General features: G+C 47.6%; 22 protein-coding genes. 12 read left to right on the forward strand and 10 right to left on the reverse strand.

All coding sequences use genetic code 11. The features are described 5' to 3' along the window. Positions 1 to 42 precede the first annotated feature (42 nt). The 4 genes from ACE3K2_RS19355 to ACE3K2_RS19370 all read right to left on the reverse strand — a co-directional run bounded on the left by ACE3K2_RS19355 (position 43) and on the right by ACE3K2_RS19370 (position 2,551). Positions 43 to 738: a Crp/Fnr family transcriptional regulator gene (locus ACE3K2_RS19355; protein ID WP_421893773.1), complete on the reverse strand. Its 696-nt coding sequence runs from the start codon at positions 736 to 738 to the stop codon at positions 43 to 45. A 140-nt stretch (positions 739 to 878) separates the two neighbouring features. Then, positions 879 to 1,397, reverse strand: coding sequence for an AbrB/MazE/SpoVT family DNA-binding domain-containing protein (locus ACE3K2_RS19360; RefSeq protein WP_076209663.1), 519 nt, complete (start codon positions 1,395 to 1,397; stop codon positions 879 to 881). A gap of 105 nt (positions 1,398 to 1,502) precedes the next feature. Next, positions 1,503 to 2,183 (reverse strand): LrgB family protein, encoded by a 681-nt coding sequence (locus ACE3K2_RS19365; RefSeq protein ID WP_421893777.1) that lies wholly within the window; start codon positions 2,181 to 2,183, stop codon positions 1,503 to 1,505. Next, positions 2,180 to 2,551: a CidA/LrgA family protein gene (locus tag ACE3K2_RS19370; protein ID WP_017691758.1), complete on the reverse strand. Its 372-nt coding sequence runs from the start codon at positions 2,549 to 2,551 to the stop codon at positions 2,180 to 2,182. Before ACE3K2_RS19370 ends, ACE3K2_RS19365 begins: the two co-directional genes overlap by 4 nt. Positions 2,552 to 2,708: 157 nt before the next feature. Between ACE3K2_RS19370 and cidR the strand changes: the two genes are divergently transcribed. The 5 genes from cidR (at position 2,709) to ACE3K2_RS19395 (ending at position 6,779) form a co-directional block, all read left to right on the forward strand. Continuing rightward, entirely contained in the window at positions 2,709 to 3,593 is an 885-nt protein-coding gene (gene cidR / locus ACE3K2_RS19375; protein ID WP_074092657.1) for a cidABC operon transcriptional activator CidR, read from the forward strand. 111 nt (positions 3,594 to 3,704) lie between these two features. Further along, positions 3,705 to 4,562: a carbon-nitrogen hydrolase family protein gene (locus ACE3K2_RS19380; RefSeq protein WP_421893783.1), complete on the forward strand. Its 858-nt coding sequence runs from the start codon at positions 3,705 to 3,707 to the stop codon at positions 4,560 to 4,562. An 81-nt stretch (positions 4,563 to 4,643) separates the two neighbouring features. After that, a complete protein-coding gene (locus ACE3K2_RS19385) occupies positions 4,644 to 5,318 on the forward strand; it encodes a GNAT family N-acetyltransferase (RefSeq protein ID WP_421893785.1) in 675 nt (224 codons plus the stop codon). Positions 5,319 to 5,446: 128 nt separating this feature from the next. After that, the gene (locus tag ACE3K2_RS19390; RefSeq protein ID WP_421893788.1) at positions 5,447 to 6,118 is read left to right on the forward strand and encodes a GNAT family N-acetyltransferase; all 672 of its coding nucleotides are present in this window, start codon (positions 5,447 to 5,449) and stop codon (positions 6,116 to 6,118) included. A 151-nt stretch (positions 6,119 to 6,269) separates the two neighbouring features. Then, positions 6,270 to 6,779, forward strand: coding sequence for a hypothetical protein (locus tag ACE3K2_RS19395; RefSeq protein ID WP_421893791.1), 510 nt, complete (start codon positions 6,270 to 6,272; stop codon positions 6,777 to 6,779). A 94-nt stretch (positions 6,780 to 6,873) separates the two neighbouring features. Here the strand turns inward: ACE3K2_RS19395 and ACE3K2_RS19400 are convergent, their stop codons facing one another. Together ACE3K2_RS19400 and ACE3K2_RS19405 are read right to left on the reverse strand one after the other, a co-directional pair. Next, positions 6,874 to 8,856, reverse strand: a complete 1,983-nt coding sequence (locus ACE3K2_RS19400) for an LTA synthase family protein (RefSeq protein ID WP_421893795.1) — start codon at positions 8,854 to 8,856, stop codon at positions 6,874 to 6,876. Positions 8,857 to 9,025: 169 nt separating this feature from the next. Beyond that, on the reverse strand, positions 9,026 to 9,523 hold the full coding sequence (locus tag ACE3K2_RS19405; protein ID WP_421893798.1) for an antibiotic biosynthesis monooxygenase family protein: 498 nt from the start codon (positions 9,521 to 9,523) through the stop codon (positions 9,026 to 9,028). 137 nt (positions 9,524 to 9,660) lie between these two features. Here ACE3K2_RS19405 and ACE3K2_RS19410 point away from each other — a divergent pair, with 137 nt between their 5' ends. Next, positions 9,661 to 11,973 (forward strand): helicase C-terminal domain-containing protein, encoded by a 2,313-nt coding sequence (locus tag ACE3K2_RS19410; protein WP_421893801.1) that lies wholly within the window; start codon positions 9,661 to 9,663, stop codon positions 11,971 to 11,973. 199 nt (positions 11,974 to 12,172) lie between these two features. Beyond that, complete coding sequence (locus ACE3K2_RS19415) at positions 12,173 to 13,654, forward strand: alpha-amylase (protein ID WP_421893804.1); 1,482 nt, start codon at positions 12,173 to 12,175, stop codon at positions 13,652 to 13,654. A gap of 374 nt (positions 13,655 to 14,028) precedes the next feature. On the opposite strand, the gene ACE3K2_RS19420 is transcribed toward ACE3K2_RS19415, so the two are convergent. Further along, positions 14,029 to 14,319 (reverse strand): hypothetical protein, encoded by a 291-nt coding sequence (locus ACE3K2_RS19420; RefSeq protein WP_421893807.1) that lies wholly within the window; start codon positions 14,317 to 14,319, stop codon positions 14,029 to 14,031. 61 nt (positions 14,320 to 14,380) lie between these two features. After that, entirely contained in the window at positions 14,381 to 15,124 is a 744-nt protein-coding gene (locus tag ACE3K2_RS19425) for an MBL fold metallo-hydrolase (protein WP_421893810.1), read from the reverse strand. Positions 15,125 to 15,327: 203 nt separating this feature from the next. Between ACE3K2_RS19425 and uxaC the strand changes: the two genes are divergently transcribed. The 4 genes from uxaC (at position 15,328) to ACE3K2_RS19445 (ending at position 21,312) form a co-directional block, all read left to right on the forward strand. Further along, complete coding sequence (gene uxaC / locus ACE3K2_RS19430) at positions 15,328 to 16,770, forward strand: glucuronate isomerase (RefSeq protein ID WP_421893813.1); 1,443 nt, start codon at positions 15,328 to 15,330, stop codon at positions 16,768 to 16,770. A 401-nt stretch (positions 16,771 to 17,171) separates the two neighbouring features. Then, on the forward strand, positions 17,172 to 17,714 hold the full coding sequence (locus tag ACE3K2_RS19435) for a MarR family winged helix-turn-helix transcriptional regulator (RefSeq protein WP_421893816.1): 543 nt from the start codon (positions 17,172 to 17,174) through the stop codon (positions 17,712 to 17,714). Next, entirely contained in the window at positions 17,711 to 19,438 is a 1,728-nt protein-coding gene (locus ACE3K2_RS19440) for an ABC transporter ATP-binding protein (RefSeq protein WP_421893819.1), read from the forward strand. The genes ACE3K2_RS19435 and ACE3K2_RS19440 overlap by 4 nt, the downstream gene beginning before the upstream one ends. Next, the gene (locus ACE3K2_RS19445) at positions 19,435 to 21,312 is read left to right on the forward strand and encodes an ABC transporter ATP-binding protein (RefSeq protein WP_421893822.1); all 1,878 of its coding nucleotides are present in this window, start codon (positions 19,435 to 19,437) and stop codon (positions 21,310 to 21,312) included. Before ACE3K2_RS19440 ends, ACE3K2_RS19445 begins: the two co-directional genes overlap by 4 nt. Before the next feature lie 98 nt (positions 21,313 to 21,410). Here ACE3K2_RS19445 and ACE3K2_RS19450 read toward each other — a convergent pair whose 3' ends face one another. Beyond that, positions 21,411 to 22,001 (reverse strand): hypothetical protein, encoded by a 591-nt coding sequence (locus tag ACE3K2_RS19450; RefSeq protein ID WP_421893825.1) that lies wholly within the window; start codon positions 21,999 to 22,001, stop codon positions 21,411 to 21,413. Positions 22,002 to 22,318: 317 nt separating this feature from the next. On the opposite strand from ACE3K2_RS19450, the gene ACE3K2_RS19455 reads away from it, so the two are divergent. Next, complete coding sequence (locus ACE3K2_RS19455) at positions 22,319 to 23,215, forward strand: diacylglycerol/lipid kinase family protein (protein ID WP_421893828.1); 897 nt, start codon at positions 22,319 to 22,321, stop codon at positions 23,213 to 23,215. A 39-nt stretch (positions 23,216 to 23,254) separates the two neighbouring features. Here ACE3K2_RS19455 and ACE3K2_RS19460 read toward each other — a convergent pair whose 3' ends face one another. Then, positions 23,255 to 23,845 (reverse strand): GNAT family N-acetyltransferase, encoded by a 591-nt coding sequence (locus ACE3K2_RS19460; RefSeq protein WP_421893831.1) that lies wholly within the window; start codon positions 23,843 to 23,845, stop codon positions 23,255 to 23,257. Positions 23,846 to 23,982 lie beyond the last annotated feature (137 nt).

Raw genomic sequence — 23,982 nt, forward strand, 5'->3', positions numbered from 1 at the left:
GTATACGTTACAACTTGCTGGAGAACAGGGATGTAAGGCAGCTTACAAGTGGGCAGTGATTTTCCGAAGGGTAGCGATTTCGTCACGATGAAGGGAGACTGATTTGAATCCGGTACGAATACGGCCTGCTTTTGCTAACTCTTGCATGGCAACGGTGACCGATTCCCGTGTGGCTCCCGCCATCCAGGCAATCTCCTGATGGGTAAGTGCGAGTTGAATTTTGCAGAACTCATCTTCTTCAATCCATCCCATCTGTTCAGCCAGCCGGAAGAGATTATGTATCACCTTTTCATGCAGGTTTCCGAGTGCGAGCGTCTGTGTCAACTCGCTCATTCGTTTGATCCGCTCGCTTAGCACGTTCATCAGTCTCATCATAAATTCCGGATGTTCAATCAGAAACTTCTTAAAACGTTGTTTGTTCATCAGGCAAATATCACTCTCCTCCATCGTTGCAATATAAACGGCACGTGTTCCGAGTGAGATTCCGTTCATTTCTCCAAACACGTTACCTTCCGTCAACATATCAAGAGTGAACTGTTTGCCCTCCGGGTTTAATGTATATAAACGAACCTTGCCCCGTTTTACAAAATAGAAACCTTCTGTAAACGTATCCGGTGTCTGGATCAGTCTGTTTTTGGGTATGGTCGTAATAGAAGTCATCCCATCCATTTCAATCAGGTCTGCCTCGGACAAGGAGGACATGAGGTCGAATTGTGATAAATACAGAATTTTATCCATAGAACTCCTTTCCTTTACGATTTGCGATAATGATATGAATATAAAAAAAGAAGAACCCACGAAAAACAACGGGTTCTCTTGCAGCGGGACTTCCTGGTTTGGAAGGTCTTCTGACTATAAATGATCGAATGCCATTTTGATTATAGTAACTTTTTTAATTGAGAGACGCGTCCTTGGCTGATGCCAAGCTTTTCCGCAATTTGCTGTTGAGCCAAACCAGGATTCTGTTCAACAATTTCTTTCATCTGTTGCAGCATGCGTGCCGTCTTCGGCCGCAGATCCGGATATTCTTGGTTGTCAGCTGTGGTCCCTTCTTCCCTAGCAGGAGATGAGACTGAGGCGGATTTGGAAGCAGGACGCTCCACGGGTGCAGGAGCCTGTTTGTTCTGAGGTACGAACCAGTCGGGAGAGTCATCCGGGTGTTTTAATTGAATTGCACAAGTCCGGCAGATGAATTGTTCTTTGAAATACATTTCCGTATCTACATCACCGCAAAAAATACATAATGTTGATTTGTACTTTCTTAAAATCAACTCTTTCCCTTCAATGAAAAACTCAAGCGGATCGCCGATATGGATTTCCATCGTATCCCGCATTTCTTTGGGAAGGACAATTCGTCCAAGACGGTCCAGAGATCTCTTCATTCCGGTTCTTTTCATCGCATCTCCCCCGCAATATTCACAATTAAAACCTGTCCTTATTGTAAGGAAGAAAGGGCTTTAATACAACAATAATATTTCAAAAAAGTGGGATAATTCCATCTATTATGGGAAAATAAGTTTGGAAAGGATGGGTGCAACAGCTAAAGTGAATAATGCAGCGAGCACCATGGAGATGCTGGAGATGGTTCCTGTCAGGGAACTCAGTTCAAATGCCTTGGATGTCCCTGTGCCATGGGCACCGGTTCCAAACAGTGTGCCTCGTGCAATCTCCCCATCAATACGCAGCATCTTGACGATCGAAGGTCCCATAATTACCCCGAGCAGACCTGTCATAATAACAAAAACAGCCGTCACTGCGGGAATGCCACCGATTGTAGCGGATACGTTCATGGCAATTGGGGTGGTAATCGATCTTGGGATCAGACTATGAATGAGACCGGAATCCAGACGCAACCATTTGGCGAGCAGGGCAGAAGAGAGTACTGCAACAACCGAGCCGGTCATGACACTGAAGACAATCTCGGAGATATGTTTTTTGAGTACATGGAAAAAGGTGTAGAGCGGTACGGCAAAAGCTACGGTGGCCGGTTGAAGCAACAGGCTCAGCCATTTGCCACCACTGCTATACGTGGTATAATCCGTTCCGGTTGCGAGCAATACGCCAACGACAAGAAGCGGCGTAATGAGCAACGGAGACAGGTATACTTTTGGCAGATTGCGATACATGCGTTTGGCGACCGCATAGATCCCGACGGTTAACAACAGACAGAGAAATCCAATCATCCGGTGTGACGCTCCTTTCGTTTTGCAATTCGTGTAGCAACGAGTCCTGTGCAGGACATGACCAGAAATGTGCTAAGCAGGACAATGAATAAAATCTGTAGTCCGTCATGCTCCAGCATGGGCATATAATTCATGATGCCAACGGCCGACGGGATAAAAAATAACAATAGTTCACCAAGCAGCCAGGCAGCTCCAACTTCAATCCAGCGCAGCTTCACGACACGGGTCTGAAGCAGAATGAATAACACGACCATACCGAGGATCGAACCGGGTACAGGAAGATGGAGAGTACGGGCCAGCAGGTCCATAAGCAGTGAAAAAACCATTAAGAGCGCAACCTGTGCAATACCAAGGCCCCACTTTTTCACTTCAATCCCTCCTTATATAATTAACACGTAAGCCTTTGAGTTATTATGAAAATGATTCATTTGATATCATAAATTTTACATGGCATTCTTTCATGAGTAAAATGCATATTAAGAATGTTTGCTATTCCATTTGTCTATGAGAGGTGGGGATCAACCGATGGATATCCGCCATTTGCAATATTTTCTGGAAGTCGCCCGGCAGCAGAGCTTCACAAAAGCCGCTGAAGTCCTGTATATTACCCAGCCCACCATCAGCAAGACGGTCAAGAGTCTTGAAGAGGAATTGGGTATCACCTTGTTGGATCGTTATGGTAAGAAGGTTGAACTGACGGATGCAGGTCATGTGTTTTTTCGGCAGGCACTGGAGATTGAAAAATCATTCCGCAGTCTGTCATCCGAATTGGACGATCTGATGAACTTGAAGAAAGGCCATCTGCGGATTGGCTTGCCACCGATGGTAGGGTCCAGCTTTTTCCCCATGATTATTGGTGAATTTCATAAAGCCTACCCTCAGGTGACCATTCAGCTATTTGAGGATGGTGCCAAAAAAGTGGAGGCCGATGTGATCAGCGGTGCATTGGATATTGGTGTTGCCGTACTGCCAACCGTGGATGAGCTGTTGGATCATTTTGTGTTTGTCAAAGAGAAGCTGAACCTGCTTGTACACCCTTCACATCCACTTGCGGGGAAAGAAGCGGTTGCGCTGCATGAATTGGAAAACGACGCCTTTGTGCTGTTTCGAGAAGATTTTGCATTGCATGACCGGATTATTGTGGCCTGTCAACATGCCGGGTTCCAGCCCCGTGTGGTATATGAAAGCTCCCAGTGGGATCTGCTCAGTGCGATGGTTGCCGCCAACCTGGGTGTAGCTTTACTGCCGGAGACGATCTGTCGTGAGGTGGACCATATGCGCGTGCGCATTATACCCGTGGTGGAACCGGTGATTCCATGGCAGCTCGGTATGATCTGGCGGAAGGATCGTTATTTGTCTTTTGCCACGAGAGAGTGGATTGGATTCACACAGTCGATGTTGGGTGAGTAAGAAAGCGATCGGAAGGTTATCCTGTCATTGAATTGCCCAGTGTAAATACTCTTTTGTTGACCCCGGATCGTTGTTACAATGGAAGCATAATAATGGTGGAGGTGTACGAACATGAAACTGCGGGTATCCGCTGTACAATACCAATTACAAACAATCAGCTCGTTTGAGCAGTTCGCCGCTCAGGCTGAGCATTACATACGGACAGCGAGTGAATACGGAACCGAATTTGTGCTGTTCCCGGAATTTTTCACAACGCAATTAATGTCCATTGGGGACGAACAAGGCCATGCACTGACCATTGAGGATCTGCCAAACTTTACGGAGCAATATGAAAAACTGTTCACATCACTTGCTGCCCAATATGGTATGCACGTTATCGGGGGAACCCATGTCATTCGACGTGAAGGGAAACTGTATAATACAGCCCATCTGTTCTACCCGGATGGTCGCATCGCGCGCCAGGACAAGATTCACATTACACCAACCGAAGTACAGGAATGGAATATGGCTCCCGGAGATGGACTTGAGGTGTTCGACACCGATAAAGGCCGTATTGCCATGCTGACCTGTTACGATATTGAGTTCCCGGAAATTGTGCGGATGGCCAAAGCCAAAGGCGCTGATGTGATTTTCTGTCCTTCCTGCACGGACGATCGTCACGGATTCTACCGTGTGCGTTATACAAGTCATGCCCGCGCGGTGGAGAATCAGGTGTATGTTGTGTTAACCGGAACAGTGGGTAACTTGCCAACCGTTGATTTCATGCGTGCCAACTACGGACAGGCTGCAATGATTACGCCGAATGATATCCCATTCCCGCCACGTGGCATTCTGGCCGAGGGTGAGATTAACAACGATATGATCGTGACCGCCGATCTGGATCTGGATTTGCTGTATGAGGTCCGCGAACGTGGATCGGTAACAACCTGGCGTGACCGCCGTACCGATCTGTATACCGATTGGGAGTAGACAACTCCGTTTTATAAACGAACAGGATACGGGAACATTTATCAGAATTCATTTGATAGTGGAGAGGGGTGACCCGGCAATATGTATACCAAAGAAATGCTGATCACCGACCCGGAGCGAAGTGGCAAAAGGGTAAAGGCGGTTGTTCGCAATTATGTTGCAGCCGACTATGAGGAACTCATTCGCATTCAGGCGGAGAGTTTCCCTCCTCCGTATCCGGAAGAGCTGCTCTGGAGTCACGAGCAGCTCACCAGTCATGTGCAGCATTACCCGGAGGGTGCCATCTGTATTGAAGTGGATGGAGAGTTGGCCGGATCAATGACCTCGCTGCGGATGCAGTGGGACCCTGTACATCCAGCAAGTCATACCTGGGCCGAAGTAACGGATGACGGCTATATTCGTAACCACCAGCCGGATGGCAACACGTTGTATATTGTTGATCTCTGTGTTCGTCCGAAGTACCGCAAGTGGGGACTGGCTCAGTTGATGATGCAGGCGATGTACCATCTGGTCATTGCACAGGGGATGGATCGGTTACTGGGTGCGGGCAGAATGCCAGGTTATCATCTGGTTGCAGACCAACTGTCTGCGCAGGAATATCTGGATCAGGTAGCCGCGGGAGAGAAGCGTGACCCGGTGATATCATTCCTGCTTCGTTGTGGCCGCATGCCAGTAGGCGTAACCGCAGACTATCTGGATGATGAGGAGTCCTGCAATTATGCTGCGCTGATGGAATGGCGAAATCCATTTCGATAAGGGTTGCTCCCCTGAGCTTTCAAGCCGCTGAAATTATAGCGATCACAATTGCAGCTCAAACCCAATTTCGAACGAGTTATATACATCCATGATTAAGATACACATCCAAAACAAGGAGGCATATATGCATGGAATTCACACGCATTACATCCATTAAAGATCCATTGTTTGCCCAAATGCACAAGCTGATGCAGGAGATCTTCCCGCGGGAAGAAGTGCTGGACTTTCCCCTGTGGGAAGAACCGCTGGAAGATCCGGGTATTCGGGTGTTCGTGGCTGTCCATGAAGGACAGGTCGTTGGAGCGACAGAGTACCGTTATTACGAGGACTGGAACGTGGCCATGACGGACTTTACGATTATTGGGCGCGAAGGACTGGGAATCGGCAGTTTCCTGGCGAATCACCGCAAGCGTGATCTGCAGAAGCTGGCTTCGGCAAACGGGAAAGAATTGTTCGGCATGTTTGCCGAAATCTATAACCCTTATCTGAGTCAGGATCATGAGTTTGGCGGGATCAAGCCGATGGATCCATATGTACGTCGCGAAGTATTGTCCCATCTGGGATACCAACGTCTGGACTTCCCTTATGTTCATCCATCCTGGCAAGGGGACGGGGAAGCGGTTGGCGGCTTGGACCTGTGCTTTATGCCAGGTGATGAGTCGCTTGGTGAATTGCCAGCCAGTCTGGTGGCTGATTTCTTGATTCGATATTATGCAGTGCTACCAGACAAACCGCAAGAATGGCTTGCCATGGTAGAGCAATTGACTGCTCGTAAGACGGTTGCGTTGCGCCCATTGTAATCATATGAAAGACCCGAGCCTGGACTAACAGGTTCGGGTCTTATTTTGTTTATTTTTCAGAACAAACCAGATCCTCTTTTTTTGTATGGGATATGTTACCACAAATATGGAAGATATGTGTTTGTGTTCATTTTATTAAGGAGGGGATTAGATGAGAAAAAGCAGAATCTTGTTGATGTGGATACTCGCTTTATTTTTAACAGCCTGCAGTTCAAGTGACGATGCTTCCCTACTAGACGTACAGGAGAGGGAGCGCAAGGATGCCATAGATACCGAACAAATTCAGAAGGAAAAAGATGCAAAAGAGCAAGAAGAAGTAGAAAGTTTAAGAGAAACGTTGAACATAACGTTTAAACTGATGGCGGCGATGCAATCCAATAACTATACATATCTTGAATCGGTGTCTTCACCGAACATAGAAATATCGCAGCAGAACAATACCATTATTTCGAAACTGGAACAGGGGGATTACGAAGTCCCTTTTCTGCAAAACGTTAGCCTTAATAATTTGGAGTACCGTGGGTTTAATCCGCTGGATTCAGATCGTGTCATTTTACATATGGCTATAGTATGGTCTGATGGAAACGGTGCATTGGATATCTATTTCAATCGTTCCGAGGAAGGCAACTGGCTCTTTGATGGTCTGCTCACGAATGGATAGGCTTCTAGTCTGGTTCTGTAAAATAAATAGCGACCGTCTCTCTATGGTATAGAGGAAGGTCGCCGCATGGATGAGTTCGAGTGAAAAGATTCAATTATTGTGTAGCCTTTCGATCCGGTAGCTGGCTCAAATAACTGTTGGACAAGTGTGCAAGATCCAATGCCCGATCATACTGTTCCTTTGTTATAAACCGTGAAGAAGATACATCACTGTTATTGGGTGTGGTGAATGCTGAAGGGACTTTGTCCGCCGAAATCTGCGTCGTCTCTTCTAAAGGAACATTCATCTGCTGTTGTCCGGCATCCTGTCTGCCCGCATCAGCTAGCGAATAATGCGTCCCATCCCCGTATCCTTTCGCGGGAATGAAGAGAGAAGCATCGTTTAGCACCGACCCGGAAGGAAGGTAATATCGTTCGGGTAGTAGATTTCCGCCCTCACGCAGCAAATCCTGTCCGAAATGTAATTGGTCCTCAAGTGATACTCCGGTGAGACCGGCAATCGTTGGCAAAATGTCCACCTGACCTCCAATCTGTGCCAGTTGTACACCCGGGGTAACGCCCGGGGCCGAGATCATGAGTGGAATATTAATCATATCTGCTGATGTATATTCCCGACCATACAACTCTTTCATGACAACTTTGTCTTCCCGATCCAGTGAATAGATGGGAAGCCCCAGATGATCCCCATACACGACGAACAGACTATTTTCCCATAATCCCCGTTCTTTCAATCCCGCAATCAACTGTCCAACCGCCTGATCTGCATAATGTTGCGATATCAGATAATCACCGGGCAACGTATCCTTGTAACGCTCAGGCAGCGTCAGCTTCACCTTATTTTCAGGCAAAGTGTACGGGTGGTGTGCTGACATGGAGATGATATGGGCATAGAAGGGATTGCCCGAAGACTGCATGGATTCCAGCTTATCCAGTGTTTTGAAATACAGTACTTCATCCGAGGCCGAGAAGGCGATAGAATCCTGTGTGCCGAAATAATCAATATCATAATACTGGTCGAATCCAAGTGCCTTGTATAACTGATCCCGATTCCAGAATCGAACATCATTTGTATGGAATGTGGCTGTCTGATACCCGTTTGCTGACATCAACTTGGGTAGACTTGGCAGAGCCTTGTCCGCATATACAGTTGTTGCTGCCCCGTTCGGCGGGGTGTAGAACGATGTATTCACAACAAATTCTGCATCCGATGTATTTCCCTGTCCGACTTGCTGATAAAAATTCGGAAAATACAAGCTCTGTCTAGCCAATTGATTCAGGTTGGGCGTGATCTCCTGTCCATCTACCTCTAATCCAATCAGAAAGTTCTGAAACGATTCCAACTGGAGCATGATCACATTGCGTCCGGTCGCGGCACCCTGCTCCACAATCGCAGGCAGTTCGGTGGTTTGTTTCAATTGGTCGATGTCAGCCTGATCAATGTGAGCAATGGGCACAAGTTCATCAGGTCGATCCAGGATGGTATACGCCTCGTAACCGAGGATGCCCATCTGTTCTGCTTGTGTAAGCTCACTCATGCTGGCCCGATTGGGATAGATGTTAAGCATGCACAGGATCATGGACAGGGTCAGAATGACCGAAGCAACCCGTCTTCTGGCACGTCGTTCAAGCGGAATACGATTCGGGCGTTCTGTACTCCCGAGTTTGATCCAACGACGAATGAGTATCCCTCCAATGATCAACACGTCTGCAAAAATAAACAAATAATAGGGATCAAGCAAAGAGAACATGCTGCTCTTGACCGAAGTCACCTGATTCACCTGTGCGAGCGCGTGATAGTTAACGATTACACCATAATATTTGTAGTACATGATGGCTGCAAAGAAAATCCCGGAGAGCAGCAAATTCATGGCAAGGTACATCCACATCCGCCGCTTGGCAGCAAACCATTCAATCAGACAGAAACCGATCCAGATGAGCGGCAATTCGGTCAGCAATGGTTTCCAGACGGGGATATCATCGAAAATAACGATCCAGGCGAGTGAGCTTTTGATCATCATGATGATGGTAAAAAATATAAACGGTCCGCTTAGAAATCGGGTAAGTGAACTGCGTGCCAAGGTACCGCCTTCCCTTCCGAAGTTTCATTTAACAAGTATTATCCTATCTCAGCATGGCTGTGTCAAAAATGAAAGGTTTCAACAATTGACGGCAAAAACCCTCTTCCACGCAGGAAGAGGGTTGAAAAACATGGGTTAATGCGATAAAAGCCTGATGCGACCCAATCCGTTATTCGATAGTGTACGTTGTGACGTAAGAAGGTCTGGGGAACATGGTAGGCTTCTGTGCAGTCAAGCCTTCGCTTGTACTGCGGTTACGGTGAGCGTGACTATAGGCTTGGGATTCCTGCCAGCCTTTGAAGTGTTCCTCGGACTGCCAGAGTGTAAGTACGACATACGTGTCATCCTTGAGAGGACGAAGCACACGAATACCGACAAAGCCAGGCTCGTCTTCTACCTTGCGGGCACGGTTCTTAAACCGTTCTTCAAAATCGTTACGACCATCCTCTGTGACAGGGATATTATTCAAGACAGCGTAACCACCGCCAGCCCAGGAGCCTGCGGCATCAAAAGCTTCATATGCGGCTACTTTATCATCAGACTCGATATTCATCAGGCGTTCTGCGGATTCAATAGCCAGACGCACGTGCTCTTCGCTTCGCAAAGTCAGATGCGGGTATGCAGCAAGTGCATCCGGAATCGGTGAAGGAACCAAATAGATATACATAGAAGCTGCCTCCTCATTAAGTACATTCTATTTCAAGATAGCATATGGAAATCAGTGAGTCCAATCGGCGGATCAACTGGTTTGAGCACGTCTTTTCATGATAAAGTATAGTCACTACAAACAGAACGGGTGATCGTATGACAACAACAATTCGGATATCGGTAAGACCTTTGGTGGAGTATGTGTACCGCAGTGGCAGCATACGTCCAGGGTTCCGGACCAATGCCTCGATGCAGGAGGGGACTCGAATCCATCAGCGGGTACAGAAGGAGTACACCGAAGAGGATCTCAAAGAGATAGTGCTCGAAGCTGAGATCCAACATGGGGATCTGACCTATGTGGTGGAGGGGCGATGTGACGGATTAATTCGTCTGGACGGTCAGTTGACGGTGGATGAGATCAAATCAACTGCGGGCAATCTGGATGATCTGGGAGAGGGTCTTCCCGTGCACTGGGCGCAGGCGATGATGTATGCCTATATGTACGCCGTTCAGCAAGACGAACCACGTATGCAAGTGCAGTTGACGTATGTGCATTCGGTTACCCATGAAGAAAGACGGTTACGCCGAATGGCAGAACGAGATGAACTGGAGCAGTTTGCGGCAGAAGTAATTGCCGGTTATGCGCCGTATGCAGAGATGATCGCTGCGTATGAAGAAAAGCGTGATATCAGTGTGAAAGAGCTGCCGTTTCCTTTTCGCAAATACAGGGAGGGGCAGCGAAAGCTGGCAGGAGCCGTATACAAGACGATCCGTGAGGGTCAGGGGTTGATGGCTAAAGCACCAACAGGCATTGGTAAAACAATGTCCGTGCTGTTCCCCACGGTCAAAGCGATTGGTGAAGGCGAAGCGAGCCGATTGTTCTATCTGACCGCGAGGACAACGACACGGGTGGCGGCAGAAGAAGCTTTTGCCCGGATGCAGTCGGAAGGATTAAAGATGCATGTGATTAGTCTGACCGCGAAGGACAAGATTTGTTTTAAGGAAGAGGAAGCTTGTGATACGGGGCAATGTGGCATGTGTGAAGGATATTATGACCGTATTAACGGGGCCGTGCTGGACATGCTGGAACATGAGACGTTGATGACACGTCCGGTCATCGAGAAGTATGCGCGCAAACATCGGGTGTGTCCGTTTGAGTTTTCACTGGATGCGGCGTATGCAGCCGATGCGGTGATCTGCGATTATAACTATATTTTCGATCCGCGGATCTCTTTGAAAAGAATGTTGGAGGAGCAGAAACGCAAGACGGTGTTATTGGTGGACGAGGCACATAATCTGGTCGATCGTGGCCGAATGATGTTTTCCGCCGAGCTGGAGAAGGCAGTGTTCCTGGATGTGAAAAGGGAGTTCCAGTCGCTGAACAGCAGTGTGCCTGCTGCCAAAGCCATTGTTGACTACACTGGAGCCATTGATAAATATCTGATTACCCTTCGGAAAAACGGTGGAGATGAGGGGAAGATCATTCAGCAGGAGGCACCGGAGGAACTGATTGAACGGCTGGAGCCTTTTGTCATGGTCGCGGAGCAATGTCTTGTTGAAGGTGGTTCGGGGAATGCCGAGACGGATCAGTTGCTGTTGGATGCCTACTTCACGGCACAGAATTTCCTGCGCATTGCCAAGCTGTATGATGAACGTTTTATTACGTATGCAGAGTGTGTTCGAAGTGAAGTGAGAGTCAAGTTATTTTGTCTCGACCCTTCGGTACTGCTTCGTCAGACGGCCAAAGGATTCCGCTCCCTCATTCATTTCTCGGCCACATTGTCACCCCTTCGTTATTATCGGGATATGCTGGGTGCAGAGGAAGAGGATTATACATTGCAGATTCCATCCCCATTTCAGCGCGACCAACTGGATGTGAGACTCCTGCCCTTATCTGTGCGATATAAAGACCGGGAGCAATCCCGGCGACCCATTGCGGAGATGCTGCAACAGCTGGTAAGCGAGTGGCCGCGCAGCAATCTCATGGTGTTCTTCCCTTCCTATCCTTATATGCGCGAGATCTATGAAACCTATGCACAGCTTCCAAGTGAAGCGGATACGGTCATACAGAAGCAGGGCATGAACGAACTGGAACGGGAGCAATTTCTGGATGGATTCCAACCCAATCCTGAACGAACACGATTGGTATTTGCCGTCATGGGTGGTGTATTCTCGGAGGGTGTCGATCTGCCGGGAGATCGCTTGAATGGTGTCGTGGTGGTAGGTGCGGGGCTGCCGCAGATTGGTTTGGAGAACAACGTATTACGTGATTATTATGATCAGACAGGACGCAACGGATTCAATTACGCCTATATTTTCCCGGGCATGAACAAGGTACTCCAGGCGGGTGGACGGTTAATTCGAACGGAAGAAGACAGGGGTGTGCTGGTGCTGGTTGATGATCGTTTTACGCAGGAACCGTACCGTTCCCTGCTGCCCGAAGAGTGGCGGGACTATAAGCGAATTTGATATTTCATATTCTAAGCATTCCCAATGGAATCAGGCAAATGCTGAACCAAGAGTTTAACATTTTTTTTCAGTTTTTTTCCTTTACATGATTGAAGGGTAGGGTGAAAGGGTTATAACTTGGTTAGCAACGAACGAACAACGGCGATTACCCTATCCGTTCCGCGGTCCGCTTCGAAAGCAATCAAGGAGGTCGGTTATAATGAAGAGAAATCATACCATGATGCAGTTTTTTGAATGGCACCTGGCTGCAGACGGAGATCATTGGAAGCGACTGGCTGAAATGGCCCCGGAACTGAAAGCCAAAGGCATTGACTCGGTATGGGTCCCACCCGTAACCAAGGCAGTGTCCGCAGAAGATACAGGTTATGGTGTATATGATCTGTACGATCTGGGCGAATTTGATCAAAAGGGTACCGTGCGGACCAAATATGGCACCAAGCAGGAACTGGTCGAGGCCATTGCTGAGTGTCAGAAGAACGGAATTGCCGTTTATGTGGATCTGGTCATGAATCACAAGGCTGGAGCAGATGAGACGGAAGTGTTCAAAGTGATCGAGGTTGATCCCAATGATCGAACGAAGGAAATTTCTGAGCCGTTCGAAATTGAGGGCTGGACCAAATTCACATTCCCGGGTCGCGGCGATCAATACTCCTCCTTTAAGTGGAGCTCCGAACATTTCAACGGTACGGACTTTGATGCCAAGGAAGAACGGAGTGGTGTATTCCGCATTGCAGGTGAGAACAAAAACTGGAATCAGAATGTCGATGATGAGTTTGGCAACTACGATTATCTGATGTTCGCGAATATAGATTATAACCACCCGGATGTACGGCGCGAGATGATCGATTGGGGGAAATGGCTGATTGACACCCTCCAGTGCGGTGGGTTCCGGCTGGATGCCATCAAGCATATCAACCATGAATTCATTAAGGAATTCGCAGCAGAGATGATCCGCAAACGCGGTCAGGACTTCTACATCGTAGGTGAATTCTGGAACTCGAACCTGGATGCATGTCGTGAATTCCTTGATACGGTAGACTATCAGATCGATCTGTTCGATGTGTCTCTTCACTACAAGTTGCATGAGGCTTCGCTTGCAGGCAGAGACTTTGATCTCTCCAAAATTTTCGATGACACCTTGGTACAGACCCATCCTACCCATGCAGTAACCTTTGTAGATAATCACGACTCCCAACCCCATGAAGCATTGGAATCATGGATTGGAGATTGGTTTAAGCCGAGCGCTTATGCGTTGACGTTATTACGTCGTGATGGTTACCCGGTTGTGTTCTACGGCGATTATTATGGCATTGGTGGACCTGAACCTGTGGATGGCAAAAAAGAAATTCTGGACATTCTGCTGTCTGCCCGCTGCAACAAGGCATATGGTGAGCAGGAAGATTACTTCGATCACGCCAATACGATTGGCTGGGTGCGTCGCGGAGTAGAGGAAATCGAAGGCTCCGGTTGTGCAGTAGTTATCTCCAACGGGGATGACGGTGAGAAAAGAATGTTCATCGGAGAGCATCGTGCTGGTGAAGTCTGGGTGGATCTGACACATAGCTGTGAGGATCAGATTACCATCGAGGAAGACGGCTGGGCCACCTTCCATGTATGTGGTGGAGGAGTCTCGGTATGGGCTCTGTCCGAACAGAATGAGGACTGCGCTGACGCAGAGTAACGGCATAATCCAGGCAGTATGAGAAAAGAGATAGCGTTTTGATATGAAAATGGTGTATAGATCGATAATCAACCTGAACAGGAGTGATAGCACTCCTATGTTCAGGTTTTTTTGCATTTTTCTATGTATGACCAAAACTCCATCCTAAAGAACCTAGCGCGCCTAACGAACTCAGCCCGCCTTATTTGCACCGAATTAGCCTTATTGGAATTCTAACGAATCTCAGTAACCTTATTGCTGCCAAAATTAATTGAAATAGCACCAATTGGAGCAATATCATCAGATTAACGTGTCTGAGATTCGTTAGCCAAACGGATCAGCTGCAAGCAAACAGGAAATGAAATAAATCAGCTTAGATTTTCGGCATGTTAAGGCTATTTCTCTTCAAAATACTGATTTATCGTATCCCACATGCGATTGAACTCACTTCGTTCCATTGAAAATGCTCCAGGCTTTTCGGGTTTATGATGAGCAGTCGGCTCGAAATTTAAGTATTCATGGTGTGTAGTGCACGCATAGCTTTTGCTGTTAACAAGGAATTCAATCCTATCTTTGAAGGGTCTGTCCAATAAATTAACAACCATGATGTCTCCACTAATGGTGCTTCTTGCAGGAGAATATATCAAAAAGTAACCTTGTTCAAATCGATATTCAATAGCAATCACAATTACCTCCATTAGAATACAGGTCGAATACGAAATTACCCAATACAATCTCCCCGTTTACCTACTCCAACTCAAATGATTCCAGCGTACCAACCATCCGCAGATCATGCTCGCGGTTGAACTGTTTCCTTTTGTCCGCATCCGCGTACTCATCATGATAATGCATTAGGACGGTTTTCTGTCTCACTTCGGCAGGCAGTTGCTCTAGGTCTTTCAGGGAGGTGTGAGATTTGATCACCAGATCATGCATGTGACATTCATGGAAAATCAGCTGCACATCAGCGGCAACTTGCTCCACCCGTTCCTGATCGAGTGTACTGTCTGCACTGTAATAGAAGTAAGGTTTGGCGAGTAGCCCATTGCTGACCATACCAGGAACATGCTGTGTTCGAAACGTCTCAAACGTCACGCCGCCCAGCTCGAATGTGCCTCCATCTGGCAGGGGAACGACATCGTAGTAATCACTCATGGTCCGTTCACCATCTGTTGTGTAGCGCATGCCGGGGGATAGAATGTTCCAGAGCGGCTCTACCAATTGTTCGTGGATGAACAGACGAGGTTTACGGTCACCCACAATTTGGGCGTAATAACCCAACATCTGTACACCGTTAATATGATCCTCATGCAGGTGGGTAATAAAGACGTTGTGAATATCGGTCATGGGGAATCCATACTCTTTGAGAGCTTTGGCATTTGATTCCGGAAAATCAATGACCAGATTCGTGTCGTCGAATTCAGCCAACATACTATTATGGTGCTGCTCCACGCTGAACATATCTCCTGTGCCGAGAAAAGTAATTTTCATTCCATTTCATCTCCTTGTGTGGTCTTCAGATCAGCATCCTTGCGTTAAATCCAGTATACCTTGTTCCCGAATATATGCCTAAATCAACCTTTTTTGATAACGCTATCATTTTATATTGAACTTTGATGGCAAACAGTGTAGCGTAAAGATGGGAAGTGAACCCATATGAACGTAAACTCACCTAAAGGGAGCGTGCGAGGCGAATGAAATCTTTTCTGGATGAACAATTTCTACTGCACAATGAAACGGCAATCAAGTTATATGAGGATTATGCCAAAGACATGCCGATTATTGACTATCATTGCCACCTCAGTCCTCAGGAGATCTACGAGAACAAAACCTTCGGCAATCTTACAGAAGCCTGGTTATACGGTGATCACTATAAGTGGCGCCTCATGCGCGCAAACGGAATTGAAGAGCAATATGTGACCGGAGGCGAAGGAGTGACCGATTACGATCGCTTCCTGGCATACGCCAAAACAGTCCCCATGATGATTGGTAATCCGCTGTACGCCTGGTCTCATCTGGAATTACAACGATATTTCGGTGTCTACGAAGTATTAAATGAGACAAGTGCGCCTGCCATCTGGGAAAAGGTAAATGCCAAACTGAACAGTGACGGATTCGGTGCACGTGATCTGATTACCAAATCCAATGTCACTGTTGTATGCACAACCGATGATCCAACCGATTCTCTGGAGTATCATCTGAAGATTCAGGAGATTGAAGGTTTCGATACAGCGGTGTTGCCTTCTTTCCGTCCAGATAAAGGACTCGAATTGAACCGTGATACCTTTACCGAATGGGTGGGCAAGCTGTCGCAGGCATCGGGCAACGCGATTTCCGATTATGAATCCTTCCTTGCTGCATTGGAGTCCCGTGTGGAATTCTTCCATTCCGTCGGTGGCAGAGTCTCTGACCATGCACTGGATTATGTTCCTTACGGAGTGGCTACACGCGAAGAAGCGTCTGCAATTTTTGCAAAGGCCCTTGCAGGTCAGAAGGTAACGCGTGAGGAAGAGGACAAGTATAAGACCGTGACGCTGACGTTCCTCGGCAAACTGTATGCAGAGCGCGGCTGGGTCATGCAGTTCCACATTAATGCAGCCCGTAACAACAATACACGGATGTTTGCCAAGCTTGGGCCGGATACCGGTTATGATGCCGTCAATGATACACCACTATCCTCAGCAATGATCGGATTACTGGATGCGTTGGAGCAGCAACAGGCGTTGCCCAAAACGATTCTGTATTCTTTGAATCCAAGGGATAATGAAGTGCTCGCGGCGATCATCGGCAGCTTCCAGGGCGGAGGCATTCCAGGCAAAATCCAGCTTGGTGCAGCATGGTGGTTCAATGATACGAAGGATGGCATGATCGCTCAGATGAAGGCACTGGCGAATGTGGGTCTGCTCAGCCGATTTGTCGGTATGCTAACTGATTCACGCAGCTTCCTGTCGTACACCCGGCATGAGTATTTCCGCCGTCTGGTCTGCAACCTCATTGGTGAATGGGCTGAACAGGGCGAAGCACCGCAGGATATGGAGTTGCTCGGTCAGATCGTACAGGGCATCGCCTACAACAATGCAAAAGAATATTTCCCGTTTGCCTCCGTGCTTAAAACGGTCTCTGCTTCAAAGTCTTGATAGGTGATAGGTGATGCGTGATGCTCAACAAGTTCATCTAATTATGCAATAACAGAGGCTATCTTGTTTCTTTCATTCCATTGGTATAACAATGCTCCCATTTCGTACCCCGGGTCTCCATATACCGGCGTATCAGATGAGAGCTTTTTTGTGGGTTTCATTCCTGATAATGCACATATTAACTATAGCCAGCTAATGATAAACCCCATAATCAAGCGCGAATGGGCTCTTGATTATGGGGTTTATATTGGTTATCTATAGATGTTTGACATTGGCTTCTCACGATAATATACTTAGTACACCTAATTAATTGTATATCTATTTAATTGCAATGCTATTTAATAGATATCCTATGATGTTGGATCTCTATGGAATGATAAAGAAAGAAGGAGGAATCCATTATGACGGATATAGATCCGGTCGCTCAGAAGCTTTTGTACTCCATCATGCAGTTTAATAAAGGCAAGTGGAGGCAACATAAACCTCATGGTCGCAATCACAATGAAATTATGGTACTGGCTTGTTTGCTGCATGGTACGCATCCGGGAGAACGTATGGATTGGCGGGATAATCCGCCAGATTTTGAGAGAGAGCTGAATGAGAGTCGCCCAGGACTAAAAGTATCGGAAATCAGTGCGTTACTGCGGGTGAAATCACCAACGATAACCCCGGTTATTCGTGGGCTTGAGGACGAAGGGCTGGTGGAACGAACGATGGACCCGAAGGATCGCCGTGCTGTACGTATCACGATTACGGAGGCTGGGCGAAACATTATTCGGGCGGCACATGAGGAGCGCATGCAAACGTTCAACCAGCTCGTCGAGCATTTGGGTGAGGAAGAAAGCATTCAATTGACGGAGTTGTTGACCAAGGTATATACCTTTTTTGATACAGTGGTTTTCCAACAGACGGAGACGTCCACACAAGGAGATGATACGCCATGATGAAACTGTTTCGCATGCTGAAGCCTTACCGAATACCAATTATCTTCATTCTGGTTCTGGTACTGTTTCAGTCGCTTGCTGAATTGTACTTGCCTACGCTAATGGCAGATATCGTGAATTACGGCATCATTAAAGGAGATATCCCGTATATTTGGCAGATTGGTGGATGGATGTTGGTCATCGCGATTGGTGGAACAGCGTGTTCCGTGATCGCCAGTTACCTCTCATCCCGCACAGCGGGTGGATTTGCCAAACAACTTCGTAGCAGAGTATTCCGTCATGTGGAGAACTTCTCGCTTCAAGAGTTTGATAAGATGGGTACTGCCTCACTGATTACGCGTACGACGAATGATATCACGCAGGTGCAGAACGTACTTACGATGATGCTGCGCATGATGATTATGGCTCCGCTCATGTGTATCGGGGGTATCTTCATGGCGGTATCACAGGACGCCAAATTATCTACAATCTTCCTGGTCGTGCTTCCTGTACTGGGTGGAGCCATTGCGCTGATTGGTTCCAAGGGTCTGCCTTTGTTCAAAACCATTCAGAAAAAGCTGGACCGACTCAACCTGGTGCTGCGTGAGCAGTTAACAGGGATTCGCGTCGTGCGTTCCTTTAACCGCGGAGAGCATGAGCGCGTGCGCTTTAACGGGGCCAACACGGAACTGAGAGATTCTTCGATCAAAGTTAATGTGCTCATGGCAACCATCATGCCTGTGATGATGCTGGTTATGAACTTTTCGATGATTGCCATCCTTTATTTTGGTGGAATGCGGATCGACAGCGGCAATATGAACATCGGTGCACTGATTGCCTTCATTCAATATGCCATGCAAATCATGTTCTCACTGATTATGGTTTCCATGATCTTTGTCATGATTCCAAGAGCTTCAGCATCGGCAGAACGGATCAACGAAGTGCTTGATATGCAGCCGGATCTTAGCAATCCCGAGCAGCCTCTTGGCATGAGATCTATGCAGGGTATGATCGAGTTTGAACATGTAACCTTCCGTTATCCGGGCGCAGAAAATCCAGCGTTGTCCGATATCTCCTTCACAGCTCGCTCAGGTGAAACAACAGCCATCATTGGCGGTACGGGTTCTGGGAAATCGACATTGCTGAGTCTTATCCCACGATTCTATGATGTGACCGAAGGCAGTGTTCGGGTCAATGGTACGGATGTGCGTGAACTTCGGCAGGAAGATTTGCGTGCCAAAATTGGCTTTGTACCACAAAAGGCGGTCCTCTTCACGGGTACAATCACGGAGAATATCCGTCAAGGGAAAGAGGATGCCACAATGGATGAAGTGGTTCATGCGGCTCGTACGGCTCAAGCAGAGAACTTCATTACCGAGATGAAAGATGGATATGACAGCCTGATCGCGCAAGGTGGTAACAACGTGTCTGGTGGACAAAAGCAACGTCTGTCTATCGCTCGCGCACTTGTTCGCCGTCCGGAAGTTTATATCTTTGATGACAGTTTCTCTGCCCTCGATTTCAAAACGGATGCTAAACTTCGTGCTGCGCTGAAGACCGAAACGACAGAAGCGGCTGTGCTGATTGTTGCCCAACGCGTAAGTACAGTAATGGATGCCGATCGTATTCTGGTCATGGATGAGGGCCGAATTGTCGGTTCAGGAACACATAAAGAGCTGCTGGAGCACAATGAAGTGTATCGCGAGATTGTATCCTCCCAGCTGACAGAGGAGGAGATCGCATGAGTGAACGTACAGAACGCAAGTCGCCTCGTCCCCATGGTGGGCCGGGTCCAGGTCCCGGAATGGGCATGCGACCTCCCGCTGAGAAAGCCAAAGATTTCAAAGGCACACTGCGGCGTTTGATTCGTTATCTCCAGCCCCATAGTTCTCGTCTGTTAGGTGTGCTGGTCGCAGCCATTTTGAGTACCGTATTCAGCATCATCAGTCCAAAAGTTATGGCAGAAGGAACAGATATCCTCAGTAAAGGCGCCATCGCCATCCTTCAGGGTGTGCAGGGAGCGGCGATTGATTTTCCTGCATTGATGAAAGTATTATACCTGCTTGGTGGACTCTATCTGTTCAGTGCTGCATTTATGTATGTTCAGCAATATCTGATGGCTGGCGTGGCCCAACGTGTTGTCTATGACATGCGTGAGCAGATTAGTGCGAAGGTCGGACGCCTGCCTTTGAAATATTTTGACTCCCGCACAACTGGGGAGACACTTAGCCGTGCCACGAATGACGTGGATAATATCAGTAATACACTTCAGCAAAGTTTGGCACAGTTCATTACGTCGATCGTCACAATCGTTGGCGTAATTATCATGATGCTGACGATTAGTCCATGGATGACCTTGATCACGATTTTGACGCTGCCACTCAGTGTGGTTGTTGTCATGCTGGTCGCTTCCCGTTCACAAAAACACTTTGCGGGTCAACAGAAATCCCTCGGGGAACTGAACGGTCATGTCGAAGAGATGTACACGGGACACAAGGTTGTCAAAGCATTTGGACGTGAAGAACAATCGGTACAGCAATTCGAGAAGGTCAATGAAGAGTTGTATGAATCCGGCTGGAAAGCGCAGTTTATCTCCGGTATTATTATGCCGCTCATGAGTTTTGTTGGTAACCTGGGTTATGTACTGATCTGTGTGGTTGGGGGGATCTTCGTTACACGCGGATCTATCTCTATCGGGGATATTCTGGCCTTCACACAGTACTCCCGTCAATTTACACAACCGATTAACCAGATTGCAAATATCTCCAATATCATTCAATCAACGATTGCTTCGGCAGAACGGGTATTCGAATTGTTGGATGAAGAGGAAGAAGTTCCAGAGTCGAAACAACCTGTTCAATTGCTGCAGCCTAAAGGTGCAGTTGCATTCCAAGGTGTTAATTTTGGATATAAAGAAAATGAACTGCTCATTCATAACATGAATATTGATGTAAAACCGGGACAGACGGTAGCTATTGTTGGACCAACGGGAGCCGGTAAAACAACCCTGATCAACCTGTTAATGCGTTTCTACGAAATTCAGGATGGTCAGATTACGATTGACGGTGCCGACATTAAGGACATGGAGCGTGGCAAGTTGCGCAGTCTGTTCGGCATGGTGCTTCAGGATACCTGGTTGTTCAACGGAACGATTCGGGACAACATTGCCTATGGTCGAGAAGGTTCTACGGAAGAGGATGTCATCAAGGCAGCGGTTGCGGCACATGCGGATCACTTTATCCGTACACTGCCTGATGGTTATGACACGGTGCTGAATGAAGAGGCGTCGAACATCTCTCAAGGGCAGAAACAGTTGCTGACCATTGCAAGAGCGATTCTGGCGAATCCGGCCATCCTCATTCTGGATGAAGCGACGAGTAGCGTGGATACACGGACCGAAGTATTTATCCAGAAAGCAATGAATGATCTGATGAAGGATCGCACAAGCTTTGTCATTGCACATCGTTTGTCTACCATTCGCGGTGCCGATCTGATCCTGGTTATGGATCATGGTAACGTGATTGAACAGGGCAATCATGAGGAATTGATGGCGAGTCAAGGTTTCTACGCGGATCTGTACAATAGTCAGTTTGCGGAGCAGCAACCGCAGGCGATCTGATTACAAATGTAATTAACAAGAATAGCCGGGAGCACCCTATTAGGGATTCCCGGCTGTTTGTCGTGTATCCAGAGGAGTGAACCTAGAATATGGATTAGTTATTGATCCTTAGACTCCTTCGCAGGCTCATCTGCGCCGTTGTTAGAGATCGACTTCACTTCTACCTGTGCATCATCGGTAGCTTCCTCCAGTGCAGACGGAGCGGGTTCACCCGGAATCAATTCGCGCTGCTCAATCATGCGTTTGACGACTTCGTAGCAGTCATCCACATGTTTGTTACCCACATATCGCATGGCTGTGAAGCTGAGTGCGGCAGCCAGTCCCTGTCCTGCAAAGGGGACAAATTTGGCGACGGATTTGGTAGCTACGCGAACGCCTACTCTTTTCAGAACCTGTACAACCAGCTCTTTTGTCACCATACGTCCGATGACTTTGCTTCCGATGGACATGACGAATCCATAGATCATGGATTTGGTCTCGGGGTCCATGCCATCCAGCTGTTTTTGGGATAATCCAAATTTATTGTTAATGGCAGGCAACAACTGCATCAGCATCCCTACATCAGCCAGTACGTCTGTACCGGGCAGCGGAACGAGTGTTGTACCGGCAGATGCGGTAGCTCTTTTGCGAACCATGGTACGGCATTCCTTGCGAACTTGCTCCAATTGTTCCAACGTTGCCGGAATCATAGGGAATCCCTCCATTCGTATATGGTATAGATATAACCGTTTTGACTTGATTTGAATGGGTTCTCACCAGCAAAATTTGCAGCCTTATGACATAAGGTGTGGAGAAACCCTTTTTCTCATGCATACATCTGGTTAAACAAGGAAATGGTTTATGAGTTAAACGGGCCATCTAGCTATTACGAATGAATGAGGATTAGGATGCATATCCGGTTGGGGAACCTATCTGAAATCAAGATGAGTGCTTAGCGCAGGGCTTGTTTACGGCTTCACCCTTTGTGGGTAAAGGTTAACAAGTATTGGAATGGAGGAAGAGAAGGATGGAGTTTAACAAAGCGTTGTTAATTCATCATCATCATTCGGGCAAGGCCAATCGTGAGAATACAGTGGGACTTGTGACGGGTGTGCTGGCTCCCGCTGTCCATGAACTCGTCATTGTGCGAACGGATGAACCGGGTGAAGGGGAGAAGCTGTGTCGTGAGCGCGGGGAACAATTCGATGTGGTGTTTATTCTGGGTGGGGATGGCACGGTGCATGAATGCGTGAATGGACTTGCTGATCTGGAGCATCCTCCATTGATTGGCATATTGCCTGGAGGCACCTGTAATGACTTTGCACGTTCGCTCGGTCTTTCACCGGATGCAGAGACTGCGGCACAAGAAATGCTCGCAGGTCGGGTGGTATCCATTGATGTTGGACGAGCGAATGATCGGGTGTTCACGAACTTTTTTGGTATTGGCTTAATTAGTGATACATCGCAGAATATTAACGAGAATCTGAAAGGTGCGCTGGGTAAGCTCAGTTATTTCATCAGCACGTTGCAGACGATTAGTCATACGGAGCCGTTTCGTTATCAATTGGAGGCGGATGGGAAAGAGATGGAAGGTGAAGCGGTGATGATCTACGCAGCCAACGGCCGTTTTCTGGGAACGAATGCCCTGCCCTTTGCACCGGATGCATTGCAGGATGGCGAACTGGACGTGCTCATTATTCATGAGACAGGCATCCCGCTACTGAGAGAGATTCTGTCACACAAGCCGGAGGGAGAATGGCAACCTCAGAGTGAGAGCATTTCATACTTCAAGGCATCTACGATAAAAGTGAACACAGATGCGCCGATGTCAGCCGACATGGATGGCGAATTGTATATGAAGACACCCGCCGAGCTGTCGGTACTGGCGGGTCATCTGAAATTTCTAACCGGGGAGGTGTACTGAATCCCCGGTTTTTTGGTTTGATTTTGGCTGATCGAAATCTCAATCATTCTCTGCTTGATCTTTCATATGACGTTGCCTGAACTCATCCTCCAGCATGCTCATCTGAACGGCATCATGATATTGATGATTGTAGAACAAGACATCCCGTTTTACACCCTCGCGCTGGAATCCAAGCTTCTCATACGTGCGAATCGCGCGCTCGTTGAAGGCGTACACTTCTAACTCGATTCGATGCAAGTTACAGATGCCGAAGCCATAGTCCAGCATAAGTAGCAAAGCTTCGCTACCGTATCCCTTTCCTTGATGCTCCGCCTGATCGATGGCAACACGAATATGTGCACTGCGATTCTTGGCATGCAAGTCCATCAGGACAACATCTCCGATGATTTGGTCATTTTCCTGCAAAGCAATCAGCAGCATCAGTCTGGAGTCATCCTGTGCTGCATTTTCAACATAACGTTCAACCTGAGCACGGGTAAAACTGTTCTGTGTTCCCGTCAGCCTACGCATCTCGGCATCAAACAGCCCAGGGAAGTACGTATCCACATCTGTAATCTCGAAAGGACGCAGATATATGCGCGACGTTTCTAGCAGGCGGGGGATTCGTGGGGATAGTTTTGGTTGTGACATCGTTGTTCCTCCTATGGGTTCAAGCGTGGGACAGATTGTGAGTGCCCTGCTTCTAAAAATTGGTGTTACATATTGATGATGACATGAGTATATCCCAATACTGTATACTTCCAAATATACAGATTTAATAAATTTCA

Source organism: Paenibacillus sp. (assembly GCF_048976745.1).
Taxonomy (GTDB): Bacteria; Bacillota; Bacilli; order Paenibacillales; family Paenibacillaceae; genus Paenibacillus.

Coding starts and splice junctions, on each gene's coding strand:
- ACE3K2_RS19445 (WP_421893822.1), top strand. CDS start 19,435: ATGAGTGAACGTACAGAACGCAAGTCGCCTCGTCCCCATGGTGGGCCG.
- cidR (WP_074092657.1), top strand. CDS start 2,709: ATGGATATCCGCCATTTGCAATATTTTCTGGAAGTCGCCCGGCAGCAG.
- ACE3K2_RS19360 (WP_076209663.1), bottom strand. CDS start 1,397: ATGAAAAGAACCGGAATGAAGAGATCTCTGGACCGTCTTGGACGAATT.
- ACE3K2_RS19455 (WP_421893828.1), top strand. CDS start 22,319: ATGGAGTTTAACAAAGCGTTGTTAATTCATCATCATCATTCGGGCAAG.
- ACE3K2_RS19410 (WP_421893801.1), top strand. CDS start 9,661: ATGACAACAACAATTCGGATATCGGTAAGACCTTTGGTGGAGTATGTG.
- ACE3K2_RS19385 (WP_421893785.1), top strand. CDS start 4,644: ATGTATACCAAAGAAATGCTGATCACCGACCCGGAGCGAAGTGGCAAA.
- ACE3K2_RS19380 (WP_421893783.1), top strand. CDS start 3,705: ATGAAACTGCGGGTATCCGCTGTACAATACCAATTACAAACAATCAGC.
- ACE3K2_RS19460 (WP_421893831.1), bottom strand. CDS start 23,845: ATGTCACAACCAAAACTATCCCCACGAATCCCCCGCCTGCTAGAAACG.
- ACE3K2_RS19355 (WP_421893773.1), bottom strand. CDS start 738: ATGGATAAAATTCTGTATTTATCACAATTCGACCTCATGTCCTCCTTG.
- ACE3K2_RS19440 (WP_421893819.1), top strand. CDS start 17,711: ATGATGAAACTGTTTCGCATGCTGAAGCCTTACCGAATACCAATTATC.
- ACE3K2_RS19405 (WP_421893798.1), bottom strand. CDS start 9,523: ATGTATATCTATTTGGTTCCTTCACCGATTCCGGATGCACTTGCTGCA.
- ACE3K2_RS19425 (WP_421893810.1), bottom strand. CDS start 15,124: ATGAAAATTACTTTTCTCGGCACAGGAGATATGTTCAGCGTGGAGCAG.
- ACE3K2_RS19395 (WP_421893791.1), top strand. CDS start 6,270: ATGAGAAAAAGCAGAATCTTGTTGATGTGGATACTCGCTTTATTTTTA.
- ACE3K2_RS19435 (WP_421893816.1), top strand. CDS start 17,172: ATGACGGATATAGATCCGGTCGCTCAGAAGCTTTTGTACTCCATCATG.
- ACE3K2_RS19415 (WP_421893804.1), top strand. CDS start 12,173: ATGAAGAGAAATCATACCATGATGCAGTTTTTTGAATGGCACCTGGCT.
- ACE3K2_RS19365 (WP_421893777.1), bottom strand. CDS start 2,183: ATGATTGGATTTCTCTGTCTGTTGTTAACCGTCGGGATCTATGCGGTC.
- ACE3K2_RS19390 (WP_421893788.1), top strand. CDS start 5,447: ATGGAATTCACACGCATTACATCCATTAAAGATCCATTGTTTGCCCAA.
- uxaC (WP_421893813.1), top strand. CDS start 15,328: ATGAAATCTTTTCTGGATGAACAATTTCTACTGCACAATGAAACGGCA.
- ACE3K2_RS19450 (WP_421893825.1), bottom strand. CDS start 22,001: ATGATTCCGGCAACGTTGGAACAATTGGAGCAAGTTCGCAAGGAATGC.